Annotated in this window: 16 protein-coding genes; 9 read left to right on the forward strand and 7 right to left on the reverse strand. The window is 43.0% G+C overall.

The window, feature by feature from the left end:
• Positions 1-2: 2 nt before the first annotated feature.
• Both rplI and dnaB read left to right on the forward strand, forming a co-directional pair.
• On the forward strand, positions 3-452 hold the full coding sequence (gene rplI, locus VSQ62_RS02305; protein ID WP_334632967.1) for a 50S ribosomal protein L9: 450 nt from the start codon (positions 3-5) through the stop codon (positions 450-452).
• A 12-nt stretch (positions 453-464) separates the two neighbouring features.
• The gene (dnaB, locus tag VSQ62_RS02310) at positions 465-1,805 is read left to right on the forward strand and encodes a replicative DNA helicase (RefSeq protein ID WP_334632969.1); all 1,341 of its coding nucleotides are present in this window, start codon (positions 465-467) and stop codon (positions 1,803-1,805) included.
• Here the strand turns inward: dnaB and VSQ62_RS02315 are convergent.
• Positions 1,788-2,147 (reverse strand): hypothetical protein, encoded by a 360-nt coding sequence (locus VSQ62_RS02315; protein ID WP_334632970.1) that lies wholly within the window; start codon positions 2,145-2,147, stop codon positions 1,788-1,790. The two genes, dnaB and VSQ62_RS02315, sit on opposite strands and share 18 nt — an antisense overlap.
• A 227-nt stretch (positions 2,148-2,374) precedes the next feature.
• Positions 2,375-2,545, reverse strand: a complete 171-nt coding sequence (gene fdxA / locus VSQ62_RS02320; protein WP_009247925.1) for a 4Fe-4S ferredoxin — start codon at positions 2,543-2,545, stop codon at positions 2,375-2,377.
• A gap of 185 nt (positions 2,546-2,730) precedes the next feature.
• Here fdxA and VSQ62_RS02325 point away from each other — a divergent pair, with 185 nt between their 5' ends.
• Positions 2,731-4,095: a substrate-binding domain-containing protein gene (locus VSQ62_RS02325; protein WP_334632972.1), complete on the forward strand. Its 1,365-nt coding sequence runs from the start codon at positions 2,731-2,733 to the stop codon at positions 4,093-4,095.
• 146 nt (positions 4,096-4,241) lie between these two features.
• Here the strand turns inward: VSQ62_RS02325 and VSQ62_RS02330 are convergent, their stop codons facing one another.
• Complete coding sequence (locus VSQ62_RS02330) at positions 4,242-5,525, reverse strand: HlyC/CorC family transporter (RefSeq protein ID WP_334632974.1); 1,284 nt, start codon at positions 5,523-5,525, stop codon at positions 4,242-4,244.
• Between the two features lie 218 nt (positions 5,526-5,743).
• On the opposite strand from VSQ62_RS02330, the gene VSQ62_RS02335 reads away from it, so the two are divergent.
• From VSQ62_RS02335 to VSQ62_RS02350, 4 genes are all read left to right on the forward strand, one after another.
• Positions 5,744-7,090: an MATE family efflux transporter gene (locus VSQ62_RS02335; RefSeq protein WP_334632976.1), complete on the forward strand. Its 1,347-nt coding sequence runs from the start codon at positions 5,744-5,746 to the stop codon at positions 7,088-7,090.
• 321 nt (positions 7,091-7,411) lie between these two features.
• Positions 7,412-8,596 carry an LCP family protein gene (locus VSQ62_RS02340; RefSeq protein ID WP_334632978.1) on the forward strand — a complete coding sequence of 395 codons (1,185 nt, stop codon included), beginning with the start codon at positions 7,412-7,414 and terminating at the stop codon, positions 8,594-8,596.
• 36 nt (positions 8,597-8,632) lie between these two features.
• Positions 8,633-9,457, forward strand: a complete 825-nt coding sequence (gene srtB / locus VSQ62_RS02345) for a class B sortase (protein WP_334632980.1) — start codon at positions 8,633-8,635, stop codon at positions 9,455-9,457.
• 87 nt (positions 9,458-9,544) lie between these two features.
• Entirely contained in the window at positions 9,545-10,231 is a 687-nt protein-coding gene (locus VSQ62_RS02350) for a hypothetical protein (RefSeq protein ID WP_334632981.1), read from the forward strand.
• Positions 10,232-10,714: 483 nt separating this feature from the next.
• On the opposite strand, the gene VSQ62_RS02355 is transcribed toward VSQ62_RS02350, so the two are convergent.
• The 3 genes from VSQ62_RS02355 to VSQ62_RS02365 form a co-directional block, all read right to left on the reverse strand.
• Positions 10,715-11,518: a hypothetical protein gene (locus VSQ62_RS02355; protein WP_334632982.1), complete on the reverse strand. Its 804-nt coding sequence runs from the start codon at positions 11,516-11,518 to the stop codon at positions 10,715-10,717.
• An 82-nt stretch (positions 11,519-11,600) separates the two neighbouring features.
• On the reverse strand, positions 11,601-12,428 hold the full coding sequence (gene srtB, locus VSQ62_RS02360; protein ID WP_334632984.1) for a class B sortase: 828 nt from the start codon (positions 12,426-12,428) through the stop codon (positions 11,601-11,603).
• 34 nt (positions 12,429-12,462) lie between these two features.
• Complete coding sequence (locus VSQ62_RS02365; RefSeq protein ID WP_334632986.1) at positions 12,463-13,347, reverse strand: LCP family protein; 885 nt, start codon at positions 13,345-13,347, stop codon at positions 12,463-12,465.
• A gap of 862 nt (positions 13,348-14,209) precedes the next feature.
• Here VSQ62_RS02365 and VSQ62_RS02370 point away from each other — a divergent pair.
• Both VSQ62_RS02370 and VSQ62_RS02375 read left to right on the forward strand, forming a co-directional pair.
• Complete coding sequence (locus VSQ62_RS02370; protein ID WP_334632989.1) at positions 14,210-15,169, forward strand: winged helix DNA-binding protein; 960 nt, start codon at positions 14,210-14,212, stop codon at positions 15,167-15,169.
• Positions 15,153-15,938, forward strand: a complete 786-nt coding sequence (locus VSQ62_RS02375) for a hypothetical protein (RefSeq protein WP_334632990.1) — start codon at positions 15,153-15,155, stop codon at positions 15,936-15,938. The genes VSQ62_RS02370 and VSQ62_RS02375 overlap by 17 nt, the downstream gene beginning before the upstream one ends.
• Positions 15,939-16,063: 125 nt before the next feature.
• On the opposite strand, the gene VSQ62_RS02380 is transcribed toward VSQ62_RS02375, so the two are convergent.
• Entirely contained in the window at positions 16,064-17,017 is a 954-nt protein-coding gene (locus VSQ62_RS02380) for a transposase (protein ID WP_334632992.1), read from the reverse strand.
• Positions 17,018-17,224: the final 207 nt, after the last annotated feature.

The raw sequence follows: 17,224 nt of genomic DNA on the forward strand, positions 1-17,224 counted from the left end.
TTATGAAGGTAATATTAAAAGAAGACGTAAAATCCCTGGGGAAGCAGGGAGATATTGTAGATGTAAGCGACGGCTATGCGAGGAATTTTATCCTGAAGAAGGGCAAAGGCGTAGAAGCGAACAGTAAGAATCTGAACGACTTGAAGCTTCAGAAGGCGAATGAGGCGAAGATTGCACAGCAGCAGCTTGAAGCGGCGCAGGAGTTGGGGAAGAAGCTTGAAGCAGGCAAGATTGAGATGTCTATTAAGACCGGTGAAGGCGGTAAGGCTTTCGGCTCTATCGCGTCCAAGGAGATCGCGGCAGAGGTGAAGGAACAGATGGGACTGGATATAGATAAGAAGAAGATCCAGCTCAAAGAGGCGATCAAGGTCCTGGGTAGTCATGAGGTACCGGTTAAACTGCATCCGAAGGTTACCGCAGCGCTGAAAGTTATCGTGACAGAAGAGGCTTAAAGAGGGGGAATCATGGAGGAAGCGCTCATTAAGAGGGTAATGCCCCACAGTATTGAAGCGGAGCAGTCGGTTGTCGGGGCGATGCTGATGGATAAGGATGCGATTACAACGTCTTCGGAGATCATCAGCGGGAATGATTTTTATCAAAGTGCTTACGGAGTGATCTTTGATTCCATGGTGGAACTATATAATGAAGGAAAGCCGGTGGATCTGATCACGCTGCAGGAACGGCTTCGGGAGAAGGATGTCCCGGAGGAGATCGCCAGTCTGGAATTCGTCAGGGATCTCATGACGATGGTGACTACATCGGCGAATGTGAAGTACTATGCTCAGATCGTAGCCGACAAGTCGGTGATGCGCAAGCTGATCCGCCTGAACGAGGAGATCGCCAATACCTGCTATGCGGGAAAGGAGTCTCTGGAGGCGGTGTTGGAGAAGACGGAGAAATCAATATTCGAGTTGCTGCAGAGACGCAATACAGGCGAATTCGTACCGATCAAGCAGGTGGTCCTGAACGCTCTTGAGCGGATTGAGAAGGCATCCAGGAGCAAGGGGACGGTGACAGGTATCCCTACAGGATTTATTGATCTGGATTATAAGCTGTCTGGGCTGCAGCCTTCGGATCTGGTGCTGATAGCGGCCAGACCTTCTATGGGTAAGACGGCGTTCGTTCTGAATATCGCACAGTATATTGCATTTAAGAAGGAAAGAGGCGTTGCCGTCTTCAGCCTTGAGATGTCGAAGGAGCAGTTGGTGAACCGGCTCTTTTCTCTGGAATCCCAGGTAGATGCCCAGTCTATCCGTACAGGTAATATGAAGGATTCTGACTGGGAGAAGCTGATAGAGGGTGCCGGGATTATTGGCAGATCACGTCTGATCATTGACGACACGCCGGGTATCTCCATCTCAGAGCTGCGTTCCAAGTGCAGGAAATACAAGTTGGAGCATGAACTGGATGTGGTTATCATAGACTATCTACAGTTGATGACAGGAAGCGTAGGCAAGAGCCAGGAATCCAGACAGCAGGAGATCTCCGAGATCTCCCGTTCGCTGAAAGGACTTGCAAGGGAACTGAACGTACCGGTGGTCGCACTGTCCCAGCTGAGCCGTGCGGTAGAGAGCCGGCCGGATAAGCGTCCCATGCTTTCTGACCTTCGTGAATCGGGAGCGATTGAACAGGATGCCGACGTAGTTATGTTCATTTACCGCGACGAATATTATAACAAAGACTCCGAGTTCAAGAGACAGGCGGAGATCATTATAGCCAAACAAAGAAACGGCCCTGTAGGGACCGTTAATCTGGCCTGGTTGGGCGAGTACACGAAGTTCGCCAACTTAAGCAGGCAGGAATAATCTTTTTAATTTTTCTACGGGACCGGCTTCCGCCGCACTTTTCCGAAAGGATTGCTGCTGACGGATGAGCTGGTCTAATTTTCTGAACTCTTCTTCTTCCTGACGCTCCTTTGCATCCAGAAGGAAAGACATTTCCTTGGTAAACATGGATAACAGGACTTCATTGTTATGTTCCAACAGCCGTTTCATATGTAATTGATCGCGGGTTCGGCGAAGATCCGGAATCAGCGCTTTCAGCTCGGAGAAAGGTACTCCCTGTTCGTATAGTTCTTTAATGCAGGCAAATAGTCTGGCATCATCTTTTGTCTCCCTCTTCAATTGTTCTAATGCGTTATTGCCCATGGTCTGACCCCCTTATCAAGATATGCTTTTAATGGAAACTATCTGAACTGTTACAACTTGTCCGATTTATGTTGGACAGTTGTATCATAGCATATTGATTTCGCGAAACAAGTAAAATGGTGTCAGGAAGGTAAAAATAAATCTGCAAACAAAAAGACACTCCGGTTTCCGATGCGGAAATGGCAGTGTCTCTTTGTCTATTGTCTTTGTCGCCAGTACATCCTGTATTAGCCCTGGGAGATAGCTCCTGTAGGACACTGAGCAGCGCAAGCGCCGCAATCAACACAAGCGTCAGCGTCGATCTCAAAATGATCTGCACCCTGGGAGATAGCGCCAACTGGACATTCAGCTTCACATGCTCCACAGCTTACGCATTCATCACTAATTACGTGTGCCATAGTATGTACCCTCCTTTTTTAGTATATAGGCAGAACCTTAGATTTCGCCTACACATATCATAATACAAAAGGCTGAAATATACAAGAGCAATTCAAAAGTTATAAAAAATTAAGAAAAATTTCAACAATTCCGGCTCGAATTGGTGTATAGTGGTGTGTGGCAAAAAGGTAAAGGGAGAGAAAGTATGATGAAAAGAATACACAGCATAATAGCTGCCGCATTGTGTACGTCGATGTGCGTATGTGCATGCTCGTCCCAGGACAGCGTAGAGAGGCCGGAAGATCCTGTAGTGTCTGAGACAGAGGATGTGAAGAAGGAAACGAAGAAAGAAGCAAAAGAAGAAAAGAAATACCAGAAGAAATTGGAAATGATACACCCTTCCGCGTATGACAATGTGATGGGACTTGAACTTGAGGAGGGGACGGCCCTCTCTGTAATCGGGAAAGCAGACGGCGTGCCTTACTGGGAGGAAGTGAAACGGGGCGCCGAACAGGCGGTGGAGGACATCAATGAGAATCTCGGTTATGAAGGCAGAGACCGTGTGAAGGTTACCTACAGTGCGCCGGGAACCCCGGACAATGTGGATGAACAGGTGAATATTCTGGATGAAGAGCTTGCCCGGTATCCGGCGGCGCTTGGTATTGCGATCGCCGATGTAAATGCATGTGAGGTGCAGTTTGACCTGGCTGCCGAGAGTGATATCCCTGTGGTGGCATTTGACTCGGGGAGCGCTTATCAGGGGTTGATGGCGATGGTATCGACCGATAACCAGTTATCGGCGAAGGAAGCGGCAGTAAGGCTTGCTGAACTGGTGGATGATTCCGGTGAGATTATCTTATTCATTCATGACTCTAAGTCTGAGTCGGCGATGAACCGTGAGAATGCATTCAAAGAAGAAATAGAGACGAACCACCCGGAGATCTCTATCGCGGAAGTCTACTATATGGATCAATTGCCCAAGATGCAGAAGATGGTGGCGGCCGAGAGGAACGGCAAGACTTACGGAGAAGATGCCGAAGCAGAAGATGGGAAGGCAGAAGACAGCGGAGCGGGGCAGAACGGCGCCGGTGATGCCGACGGGGACACAGAAGGAAATCAGACAAGCCTGGACGGAGACGGCAGTACGCAAGACGGTACAGAAAGCGCGGAGGATACGCCGCAGGCGCTGACGGAGGAAGAGCAGGCGGCAGCAGAGGCGATCACAGAAGAGGAAGTGATCGATCATATCCTTGCCAGGCACCCGGAGGTGAAGGGCTTCTATGCCACGAACGGAGAAGCGGTGAAGGTTACGGTCAATGCAATGGAACGTAATGAGATAGATGCGGCGGTGGTCGGATTCGATGCGGATCAGGAAGAGATAGAGGCGCTGTCAGAGGGGAAGGTCGACGCATTGGTGATGCAGAACCCTTTCGGGATGGGATATGCCACGATCATAGCGGCGGCTAGGGCAGCGTTGTCAATGGGCAATGAAGCGGTGGTTGACACAGGTTACACCTGGCTTACTAGGGATAATCTGGAGGATGAGACGATACAGAAGCTGATGTATTAGTCAGAAACGTAAAAAGACGGGTTTCAATAGAAACCTGTCTTTTTGGTGATATGCCATATCTGTATTGTGGGTATTCTGAAAACTGATTATGCCACATCCATCTGTTCATGAAAATGGCAATCTCAGATAATCAGCAAAGTAATATATCAATCAACAGCGGCAACCTCGGGTTGAGGAGTCGCCTCTGGAAGGTACAGATGTACGAGTTCAATCCTGTTCTTGTCTAATCGCTCCACGATCATGTGGATACCGTCTTCGGTGTCGATTCTGTCACCCTCTTCCGGAAGGCGGTCCAGACGTTCGATAATGAATCCGCCCAGTGAATCGTATTCCTCCGATCTCAGATCAAGCTCAAGACGATCGTTGAGATCGTCAAGATTCGTAGAGCCTTCTACGATATACTCGCGTTCGTCTATCTCTTGAATAAAATCTTCTTCATTTTCATCGTATTCATCATGGATCTCGCCGACGATCTCCTCTAAGATATCCTCCAAAGTGATCAATCCGGCTGTCTCGCCATATTCATCCAACACGATCGCGATGTTAAATGAAGCCTGACGCATCTCCACAAGAAGTTCGGAGATACTCTTATACTCGTAAGTGAAATAAGCCTCTCTCAGAATATCCTTAATGTGAAAACCATTCGTATTGTCATATAACAGCAGATCCTTCATATTGATGGTGCCGACCACGTTATCCGTGGTATCCTTGAATACCGGAAGCCGTGTGTACTTGTCTTCCCGGAAGATGTCGATCAACTCCTCGTAGGTACTGTCGATATCTGCAAATGTTACATGAACGCGGGGTACCATGACATCCTTCGCCCTGGCATCGCCCAGATCAAATACATTATTGATCATCTGTCTTTCGTCAGACTCAATGACTCCATCTTCATGGCTTACATCCACAATGGTACGAAGTTCATTCTCAGTCATAATATTGTTTTTGGCATTCGGATCTACCCGCAGAAGAAACAGCACGCCAATGGAAAGACCATTGATGATGAAGATCGCAGGTGTCATGATCTTCATGAAAATGCTGATGACAGGGGCATAGATCAGCGCCATCTTCTCGGCGTGTATCGTAGCCATCGTCTTGGGAGTTATCTCTCCGAATAAAAGAATCAATACTGTTAAAATTCCGCTTGCAATCGCAACCATGGAACCGCCGAAGCTATACGCCAGACTCGTGGTCAGGGAAGCAGCGGATAAATTCACGATGTTATTACCAATTAATATGGCGCTTAACATCTTACCCGAATCATCGGTGATCGCCAGAACCGTATCGGCACGTTTGCTGCCTTCTTCGGCTAAGGTACGAATCCGTATCCTGTTGACTGTCGTCAATGCTGTCTCCGCAGACGAGAAGAATGCAGATAACAGAAGCAGAACGAACAGGATAATGAGTTGTGTGACGTCACTCGAATCCAATTGATCAGTTCACTCCTTTTTCATGCTCTTAATATGCAGGAAATCGCCGCCGGCAACTCCCTGTTTATAGCCGTCTGATGATAATATAGCGCATTTGACGGAAATTTGCAAGTATACATTGTAATAAAATTCTTGATTTTCCAATTTATACTACCTATACTATATTATAATGATATTATTATAAGAAGCATTTTGTGGGAAACGGAGGCAAGGTTGTCATGGCGAATACATCGTCTACACTTATGACGGAAGGATCTATCTGGAAGCGCATCATTACATTTGCGGTTCCTCTTTTTTGGGGAAATCTTTTCCAACAGCTTTATAATACGGCGGATTCTATGATTGTCGGTAATTTCCTCGGAGATACAGCTCTTGCCGCCGTAAGTTCGTCGGGAAGCCTGATCTTCCTGATGGTAGGCTTCTTCAACGGGATCGCGATCGGTTCAGGCGTTGTGATCGCCCGGCATTTTGGCGCCCGGGATATATCAGGCCTTCAGAAGTCTATCCATACCACTACGGCTTTCGGCCTGATCTGCGGCTGTGTGCTGACGGTCGTAGGCGTATTTGCCGCGCCGCAGATCCTGGTGCTGATGGGAACGCCGGAAGCAGTTCTTCCGAATTCTATCGTCTATTTCCGAATCTATTTTTCCGGCTCACTAGCTTTTGTTATGTACAATTTCTTCGTGGGAATCCTGCAGTCAGTAGGAGACAGCCGCCATCCGCTGATCTACCTGGTCATTTCCTCGGTTGTGAATATCGTACTGGACCTGGTGCTGATCGGAGTATTCCATTACGGGGTAGGCGCGGCGGCCTTGGCCACCGTCATCTCACAGTTTATCAGCGCGTTCCTGTGTCTGTTCCAATTGCTTAGAAGTCCGGAAGAATTCCGTCTTTCCATTCGTAAGATCTGTCTGGACCGGAATATGCTGCGTCAGATCGTATCAAATGGATTCCCCGCCGGATTCCAGAATTCCATCATCTCCGTCGCCAATGTATTCGTTCAGGCGAATATCAATCAGTTCGGTCAGATGGCGGTTGCCGGCTGCGGCGCGTACTCGAAGATCCAAGGATTCGGTTTCCTTCCTATTACTTGTTTATCCATGGCGCTTACGACCTTCATCAGCCAGAACTTAGGAGCTAAGCAATATGACCGCGCCAGGAAAGGGTCTGTATTCGGGATCGTCTGTACCATCGTTGCGGCAGAGCTGATCGGTGTGTTCGTTTATTTCTCAGCGCCTATGCTGCTCTCGGCATTCAATGATACTGCAGAGGTGATTGCATACGGAACCAGCCAGGCGCATACGGAGACATTTTTCTTCTTCCTGCTGGCATTCTCCCACTGTATGGCGGGAATCCTGCGTGGAGCCGGGAGATCCATGGTCCCGATGATTATTATGTTGGTCTTCTGGTGTGTAGTCCGGATCAGCTATATTACGGTAGTGATCCATTTCATCCCTAATATTAAGGTAGTGTTCTGGGCCTATCCGCTTACCTGGAGCCTAAGCTCTCTGGTATTCCTGATATACTATCTGAAGTCGGACTGGATACACGGGTTGGAGAAGTAGAAGATACTAGTACAGCATTGCATATTACTCGAAGATTAATGCAACGCTGTACTAGGCGGAAAGCAAGAGTGTATTTGAAAATATACAATTTGTAGCTGCTGTAGGCATTTCCTACAAAACATTCCATGTTTCCCGCCTTTTCATAGTAATTATTAACATTATATTACAAGAGTGTTAACATTTGAATAATTCGCTCGTAAAAATTTATTGCAAATTTATTGCATTTTCATCTTTTTTCCTCTTGACATTCCACGAAAATAAAGTATAATGCTAGATAGAAACGCATTATTTTTATCATATTGTGGACTTGATGCGGAGGTAATGATGAAAAGAAAAGATGATTTTCTCTCGAAGAGGGAGGACTCAGACCATTCTTCCGATTATTCGCTAGAGATTCTTTATGATGATTCATTTGAAGACAGACCTCTAGACGATAGGAGTCCAAAGGGAGATGGCAGATCTAGGAGAAAAAAGAAGAAAAAACGTCTTCCTATGCAACGGTGGAAGAAGATCACGTTAGGTGTGGTAACTACGTTACTTGTAATTATCATTGGAATAGCCGGCAGCTTCTTCTATTTGCGCGCTCAGGGTGAAAAGAATTTGAAGACTGATCTTTCCGATGTGGAAGACACTCCTGAAACCAGGAAGGAAGGCCTCTTTATTACATATAAAGGGAAAGAATATCAGTACAACGAGGATGTGATCAATTTCCTTTGTCTGGGGATCGATAACAGCACCCCGGTGGAGCAGGCCAACGAGATAAAGGGACAAGGGTTGGCGGATGCGATCATTCTGGTGAGTATTAATGTGGAGAGTGGGAAGATTAAGATATTGGCGGTGCCGAGAGATACTTACGTACCGGTTAAGGTTTACAATGATGAAGGTAAATTTCTCCGAGAAAAGAACATGCAGCTAACTCTCCAGTATTACTATGGCAAGACCGCTGAGGATAGTTGCGAATTGATGGTAAATGCGGTTTCTAATTTGCTTTTTAAGGTTCCGATTCAACGCTACTGTGCAATTAATCTGGAGGCAATTCCTATTCTGAACGACGCGATCGGCGGAGTGGATGTCCAGGTGTTGGAGGATGTTGAGGTTGGCGGTAAGCCATACCATGCCGGAGATATCCTTCATTTACAAGGGAAGATGGCGGAGGATTATATTCGCGACAGAAATACAGATGTTTTTGCCAGCAGTATGGGAAGATTGGAACGCCAGAAGCAGTATATGACAAATTATTTTGCAACGGCTATGGCGCAGGTAAAGGGAGACTTAACGCTCCCCGTTTCTATATATCAGTCTTTGCAAGGAAATATGTATACCAATGTTTCTGTAGAGGATATCACATATCTTGTTCCTGAGTTGCTGGATGTAGCGCTTACTGCCGAGGATATGTCAATGATTCCGGGCGAAGTAACGCAACCGGATGAACATGAAGCATATATGGTGAATTCGGAGCAGTTAAAGGAGCTTGTAGTGAACTTCTTTTATGTAGAAGTTCTATAGATACAAATGATTTATGAATTTCAGGAGGATAAACCAATGGATTATGATAAGCCTGACCAAAGAAGACCTGTCAGGAGAAGGAAAAAATCTTCCGGTAAAGCCGGATTGATCGCAGCTATTGTAGCTATAGTGGTTGTAGCAGCAGCCGGAACTGGTTTCTATGTATATTCTTCTAATCAGAAAAAGGAGACGGCAGCGTCAGAGAAGGCTAAAAAAGCTGACCCGGAGGAAACGCAGGAACAGTATGAAAAGTTAAAAGAACAGGTTGCTGTTGATGCAGACGATCCAATGTTCAGAAAGATTGATTTTGCAGCTGCCCAAGCAGTAAATCCGGATGTATATGCCTGGATCTGGATACCAGGTACCAATATTGATTATCCAATTCTTCAGAGCGCTACAGAAGACGATGCATACTATCTGAATCATACGATAGAGAAGAAGGAAGGTCTTCCGGGAACTATTTACACAGAGAAATATAATTCCAAAGAATTTACAGATCCAGTAACCGTAGTCTACGGACATAATATGAAAAATGGAAGTATGTTCGCGGATCTTCATAAGTATGAAGACAAGGCATTCTTCGACAGCAATCCGTATATTTATATTTATTTGCCAGATAAAGCGATAAAATACAGGGTATTCTCGGCAACACCGTTTGATGACCGTTATATATTGGGAAGTTATAGTTTCGTTTCCCCAACAGATTTTCAGGAATATTTGGATGAATTGAGAAGCGGTATCAGCGGCAATGTAAATGCAGATGTGAATGTGTCCCAAGGTACGGGGATCTTGACGCTGTCAACTTGTATCGCAGATTCAGCGAACGAGAGACTTTTGATAAACGCGACACGGGAAGAATAATAGTTAATTGAGGGATATTAAGGCCAACAAAGCTTTAATATATAGTCACACAACGTAACAGAAAATATGGAAGGAGAAAATAAGGATATGAAAATGAAAAAGTTAGTAGCCCTTGCAGTAGCAGGAATGCTTTGCTTGGGTATGTCTGTAACTGCTTTTGCTGCTGATAGTGTTACACCAGAAGATGCTGGAGCAGTAGCAGTAGATAAGGATGGTAACACAATTACGATTACAGCTAGTGATCTTAATGCGGAAGCACAGGAAGTTGTAGATAAGTGGGAAGCAGATCCAGAGACACTTAAGGCTGACGTTGAGAAGGCTGTTGAAGGTACTAACATCACTCTTAAAGAGAATGCAGAGTACGCAGTAATTGGCGCATTCGAGTATGAAGGCGACCTTACACCGGGAAGCGAAATTACATTTGATGTAAGCGCTATGCTTCCTAATGGTCTTGAAGAAGGACAGACACTTTATCTGATGCATGGTATGCCAGATGGTTCATGGGTATTGGTAGAGACTACTGTAAAAGATGGTAAGGCAACAGCTCAGCTTGACAGCTTATCACCAATCGCTTTCGTATTAGCTTCTGACGGTACACCAATCGTTAATCCTAATCCACCAGTAGATCCAGTAGATCCGGCAGATCCAAATGCAGATGATTCTATTACTGTTGACGAGCTTGTTAATCTTATCGTAGATAGATTAAAAGCTAACAACGTAACAGTTAACCGTACTGTAGTATCTAGCAGAGTTTCACCAAAGACTGGTGAGTAATCTATAAATTACAAATAACAGGGAGCTTACCCCTGTTCGATAAAAAATAAGCAATATGATATGACATAACAGGTCTGTTATTGTGTGTGATATTGAAAAGAGCATTCCGTCTTCGGCGGATGCTCTTTTTTTAGATAATCAGATTATATAGACAGCTAATGAATGGTGCTGTGATATTACACATATAATCTTAGCAAGCTCAGACAGATTGATTCCTGAAGCTGTCAGAATAGCTTTTAACTCAATGTATCGTTCCTTCAATTCTTCGTACAATTCCGTGTTCTTATCTCCTAACCGCATATAACGTTGGATTCCTGAAAAGACGGCAATTAAAGTGTAAAGCCTTTATTAAGTAAAAGAGCACCCGCAGAAAGCGGAATGCTCTTTTCAATATCACACACAATAACAGACCTGTTATGTCATATCATATTACTTACTTTTGTTGAGCAGAGGTAAGTTCTCTGCTATTAGTTTACTTCTGGATTACTCGCCAGTCTTTGGTGAAGCCTTTACAGATGTACGCACAACCTTCGTTGCATTTGCGTTTGCCTGTAATTTCTTTACAATAAGATCTGCAAGCTGATCTGCTGTAATAGATCCATTAACGTCTGGATCTGGTGTTACAGTTGGCTCATCTGGATTTGGTGTAGGTGTTGGCTCTGGTGTTACAGAATTATCAGAATTAACTCTGAAAACAGCAACCGGTGAAAAGTGCTCAAATGCCCACTCTGCATACCAGCCATTGTCATCTAATTTTACTTCTGTTTCATATACCTGCCATAAACCATCTACCAGGTGTAAGATGCGGATCTTCTGACCTGCAGCCAAGTCTTTCAGTCCACCAAGATTAAATCTAACGTTTAATGGATGTTCTTCATCAACAACTGTACCATCTGCTGCTGCGATATCAGCAATTGTTACAACCTCGTATACAGCATCGTCATTTGCCAATGACTCTAATACTTTCTGCTGTTCCTGTAATTTTTTCAGCTCGCTTGGTTTGATCTCATCTGGATCGATATCATCTAACTGTTTGTTAAGCTCGTAAAGCTGATCCTTAAAAGTATTCTTAACAGTCTTGTCAAGCTTCTCTGGATCGTTTTTAGCAACATCATTCCAATTAGACATTGCAGGATCTTCTACTTCTCCTACAACAATTTCTTTACCTTCTTCAGTTGCCTGAACAGCATCGCTCTTCTGCGGACTATCAGCAGCAAAAGCAACTGTAGACATACCCAAGCAAAGAGCGCCAGCTAATGCAAGGGCAACTATTTTTTTCATTTTCATGTCCTAATTTTCTCCTTCCATGTTTTCTGTTACGTTGTGTGACTATATATTAAAGCTTTGATGGCCTTAATATCCCTATTAACTATTGTTCTTCCCGCGTTGCATTTACTAAAAATCTTTCATTTGCTGAATCTGCAATACATGTTGAAAGTGTTATGATACCTGTACCTTGATTTACATTTACATCCATGTTGATATTTCCATTAATACCGCTTCTTAGCTCGTCCAGATATTCTTGGAATTCTGTCGGAGAAGCAAAGCTGTAATTACCCAAAATGTAACGGTCATCGAAGGGTGTAGCCGCAAATATCCTGTATTTCAGTGTTTGTTCCGGCAAATAGATGTACACATACGGATTGCTGTCAAAGAATGCCCTGTCTTCGTATTTGTGAAGATCTGCGAACATACTTCCATTTTTCATGTTATGCCCATATACCACGGTCACCGGATCAGTAAATTGCTTGTTATTATACTTCTCTGTATAAATAGTCCCCGGCAATCCTTCTTTCTTCTCAATTGTATGATTCAAATAGTATGCATCATCTTCCGTTGTACTTTGAAGAATGGGGTAGTCAATATTAGTACCCGGTATCCAAATCCAAGCATATACATCTGGATTCGCAGCTTGTGCAGCCGCAAAATCAATCTTCCTATACATAGGATCATCTGCATCGACTGCTACCTGTTCTTTTAATTTTTCATATTGTTCTTGTGTTTCCTCGGGATCAGCCTTTTTTGCTTTTTCCGCAGCGGCAGCTTCTTTCTTCTGAGTGGCAGAATATACATAAAATCCACCGATTCCTGACAATGCAGCCACTATAACAATAATTGCTATAATTAATCCGGCTTTCCCGGATGACTTCTTCCTGCCCCTGACATAGTTCTTATGGTCAGGCTTATCATAATCCATTGGTTCATCCTCCTAATTTTCAGTTCTTTTGTAATTACAGAACTTCTACATAAAAGAAATTCACTACCAATTCTTTTAATTGTTCTGAATTCACCATATAGGCTTCATGTTCATCCGGCTGCTTTACTTCACCCGGAATCATCGACATATCATCTGCAGTTAAAGAAACATCCAACATTTCGGGAACCAGATATGTAATATCTTCTACCGAGATATTTGCATACATATTCCCTTGCAAGGACTGGTAAATGGATACCGGAAGCGTAAGGTCATTCTTCACCTGCGCCATAGACGTGGCAAAGTAGTTTGTCATATACTGCTTCTGCCTTTCCAGTCTTCCCATACTGCTGGCAAATTGATCGGTATTCCGGTCTCGGATATAATCCTCAGCCATTTTCCCCTGCAGATGAATCGTATCACCCGCGTGATAAGGTTTGCCGCCTACTTCAACATCTTCTAATACCTGGATGTCTACGCCGCCGATTGCATCGTTTAAAATCGGTATTGCTTCTAAGTTAATTGCGCAATAACGTTGAATCGGAACCTTAAATAGTAAGTTTGAAACTGCATTTACCATTAATTCGCAACTATCCTCAGCCGTTTTGCCGTAGTAATATTGCAAAGTTAACTGCATATTCTTTTCAATCAGAAATTTACCATTTTCATCATATACTTTTACCGGTACATAGGTATCTCTGGGAATTGCCAGAATCTTAATCTTCCCACTCTCCACATTAATACTCACCAGAATAATCGCATCCGCCAACCCTTGTCCCTTTATCTCGTTGGCCTGCTCCACCGGGGTGCTGTTGTCGATCCCCAGACAAAGGAAATTGATCACATCCTCGTTGTACTGATATTCTTTCCCTTTATATGTAATAAAGAGGCCTTCCTTCCTGGTTTCAGGAGTGTCTTCCACATCGAATTGTGTAATAGAGTGGAAAAGTATTGATTTTTATGAATTTTTGGAAAAATGTGATTGGAAAATATACGGATTTATACGAATGCTTCTAAAAAACAACTTTTAAACACGTCGAAATCTGTAGAAATATATACAGAAATAAATGCATAATGCATATTATGGGAAAAGGGCGAAGCCAATGGGATTGTCGGGAATAGATAGTCTAATGTAAAAGGACATCTTTTAGATAGGCATTCGTTTGTTATTATTGACGATAAGCCGAATAGTATCGAAGGGTTATCGTATGATTTTATAGCGAATGTAATGTCTTCTTTTAAAAATGCCAAACAAAAGCAATGGAAGCTAGAACATTATCCTGCGAATTTTCCTATTGCGTTTGATGATAGGTTTGTTAAGAATAATAATGGTAAGGAAGGGTATATAAAGGTCAATCAATTATATTATTTTCGAAAGGATATTATTGATTATGAAGTGATTGGCCATTTAGATGTAGATATTTTTAACCTTTTAAATTGAGTTTATCGAAGAATCTGATTTTGAATTAGTGGACATTACGGATAATTTATTATGAAGCATTTTATTTACATATAAGAAGCATGAAGATTCCCAGAAAAGGAAATATTCATGCTTCTTTTTGGAACTGTAGAGGATGTAGATAAATTTAGTTTATATTTCCTTGCCAGCGATTCAGGTTTGGGCTGTATGGGGGAGGGATACACTCACTCGAAATCAGGAATATAAAAATATGTACACTCTTATTATATATATCAGCAATCAAGAAATATTACAACTCTAATATTGAATAAAAACATAAATTAAGTTATAATACAGATTAAAGTTGAAAAAAGGAGTATAAGTGATGGAGTATCTGAATCATGTACTTGGAATTCGCATTGTATATAAAGGCGATGTTCGAAAATCTCTGCCAAATTTTATCTGCACACGGTATCAAGTGCAGGAAGTTACTCTTGATGGTAAGAATGCCGTTTTTGTTTACCCTAAAAAGGAATTAGAAGCTATAAACGCCATAAAAAAGCATATGGTAAGAATTGAGAGGACTGCGAACACACCGGCAGTCCTTGTGCCGGATCAGCTGACCTATCGACAGAAAGAATATCTGCTGCGTGATCATATTCCATTTATTGTGGAGGGAAAGCAAATATATCTTCCGTTCATGGCTGTATACCTGCAGGAGCGAGGCGATGGGGAAAAGCAGACAGCCATGGCTATGATTCCATCCGCGCAAATACTGCTCTTGTATTATATCTATCATGGCTGCGGTGAACTGTTGACGAGTGATGCCTCTCAAAAGCTTGATTTTACAGCTACATCTATTTCCAGAGCATCCAGACAGCTTGCGGAAATGGGATTGGTACAGACGGAAAAGCGTGGCGTGCAGAAGGTTATTTTTTCAGACAAATCCCCAGAGGAACTTTTTATGGCTGCGAAAAGTTACATGAGCAATCCGATAAAGCGAACGGTATATGTGCCTAAAACGGAAATCAAAAAGGAATTGCCTGTGAGCGGATATTCTGCATTATCTGAGTATACTATGTTGAATTCTCCTGCAGTCGAGAGCCGTGCAACGGTCAGCATTGCAGAGTGGGAAAGAGTTGCATCAGGCAGGCTGCAAAACTCGGAAGATCAGTGTGCAGTAGAACTTTGGAGGTACGATCCGAGGAAATTATCTGCCGGAGAATGTGTGGACAGGCTGTCCCTTGCTCTTTCACTTTGCGGAGACAGAGATGAGAGAATAGAGGAAGCTATAGAAGAGATGCTTGAGCAGGTATGGAGGGATATTGATGGTAAAAGGAATTGAAAGTTTCAAGGAATGGTTCTGTGGATATGAGAAGCAATATGTGATTATAGGCGGTACGGCCTGTGATTTGTTGATGTCCGATGAAGGGTTGGATTTTCGGGCGACAAAAGATATTGACCTTGTTCTGGTCATAGAGGCTTTGGACGCTGCATTTGGCAGAAGATTTTGGGAATATGTGGTTACCGCAGGATATGAGCATCGAAATAAAAGCACAGGTGAACCGCAGTTTTACCGCTTTACGAATCCTCAGTCACGGGAATATCCGGCTATGATAGAATTGTTTACAAGGAAAGTGGATGCAATCATCCTTCCGGAGGATGCGGTGCTTTCTCCCCTTCCGATGGATGAAGATGTATCCAGCCTGTCGGCAATTCTGATCGATGATGATTACTACGAATTTTTAAAGCAGGGGAGAATTCGTGTTGCTGGAGTTACGGTTTTAGATGCGCCATACCTGATTCCTTTTAAGGCCAAGGCCTGGATGGATCTGTCAGACAGAAAAGCTGCCGGTGAGCAAGTGGACAGTAGAAACATAAGGAAACATAAAAACGATGTCTTCCGCTTAACTGAATTACTGGACTGGAATCAAAATCTACTGCCCGGTTTATCGGATAAAATAGAGGGTGATATGAGAGAATTCATTGAGAGAATGAGATCTGAGAACGTGGATCTGAAACAACTTGGAATTCAAGACAAGAGCAAGAAGACAATTCTGGAAGAGCTACGAACCATATATAGAGTGGTACGGCAGGATGGAAAAACTGAATAACGAAAAAAGGAGCCAAGAAAGAATGAATAAGATCATTTCTGTCTTGGCTAATGAAATAAGCAATCTAATAACTATTTGTTTCTTGGATACCAAGTTCCCTTAAATTTGATCTTGCTATTTCGCCATTATATCAACACTATTTCGCTAAACCAACTGTTGATAATGTCAATATCCACCTCAACTATTTCAGAGATTTCTTTAGTCGAATATCCTTTCATTTTCATATTAATAGCAGCTTTTTTTGCTCTGCTCATTTCCCCAATTTCTCTGCCAATTTCTTCTCCGATTTCTTTGCCGATTTTTTTGCCAATTTCTTCCCCGATTTTTTTGCCACGCTGTTCAACTTTATCCAATACTTCACACATATTTTTCGGTTCATCTCCTTCCTCTATAACATTTGCCGCTTCTTCAAAGCGGTTATCCTGCGTCAATACAGACATTAATTGCAGAATTTCTTTTACATGTTTCATTTGTGTATCTGTCGGAATATAATCTTTATTCTTCCTTATCTGTACAAAATAATCCGCAACGATACGAAAATCACTCTTGAACATCTTCGTCTGTTCTTCTGTCAAGAAAGCAATCTCAAACAGATTAATCTTAAAATCATTCACGAATGGCTTCATATCATCATTCAGATTGTCTTCCACGCATCCATAGATAGTAGTTGGTTTGTTCCAGTGCGTAGTACCAAAGTACAAGACTGCAGTAGCCACTGGATAACGAGGATTATTGTTCTTTCTGTATTTTCCATCCTCACCCTTTACATAGAATAGTTGGTCGCGGTAGGATGCTCCATCATATCCGAATACTCTTATCGGCATGTCACTTTCTGGTTCAGTCTCATTCTCAAGGCCAAAGAGCGATATACGGATGTTATGTTTCCGCCAGTACTTTGCAGTATCCCGTTCTTGCTCACGAAGCTTCCCATCTGTCTTATAGATTGATCTCATGACAGCCTGCTCCAGTTCTTCTTCTTTTACTACTTCTTTGCCACCAAAAAATAACACGTTGATGATATCAGCAAATACATCGTTGTAGGATTCCAGAGTTTTTTCTGTCATATCTTTTTCCGCCATACACAAACCTCCTCGATAATTTGACAGAAAGCATAACTTCCTAGCCTGATTTAATCATATCATGTAGGGGTGATATTTTCAATTGTAACACGTTAATAAACGTCGCTTTTATGGTAATAGAACAGTTCTTTTCGATACCTTTTTATCTGCTTTTTTAATAATATTCGTATAAATCCGTATATTTTCCCATTACTTGTATTCAGAAAT

It is taken from the genome of Sporofaciens sp. JLR.KK001 (assembly GCF_036941055.1).
In the GTDB taxonomy this organism is placed as follows: Bacteria; Bacillota; Clostridia; order Lachnospirales; family Lachnospiraceae; genus Sporofaciens.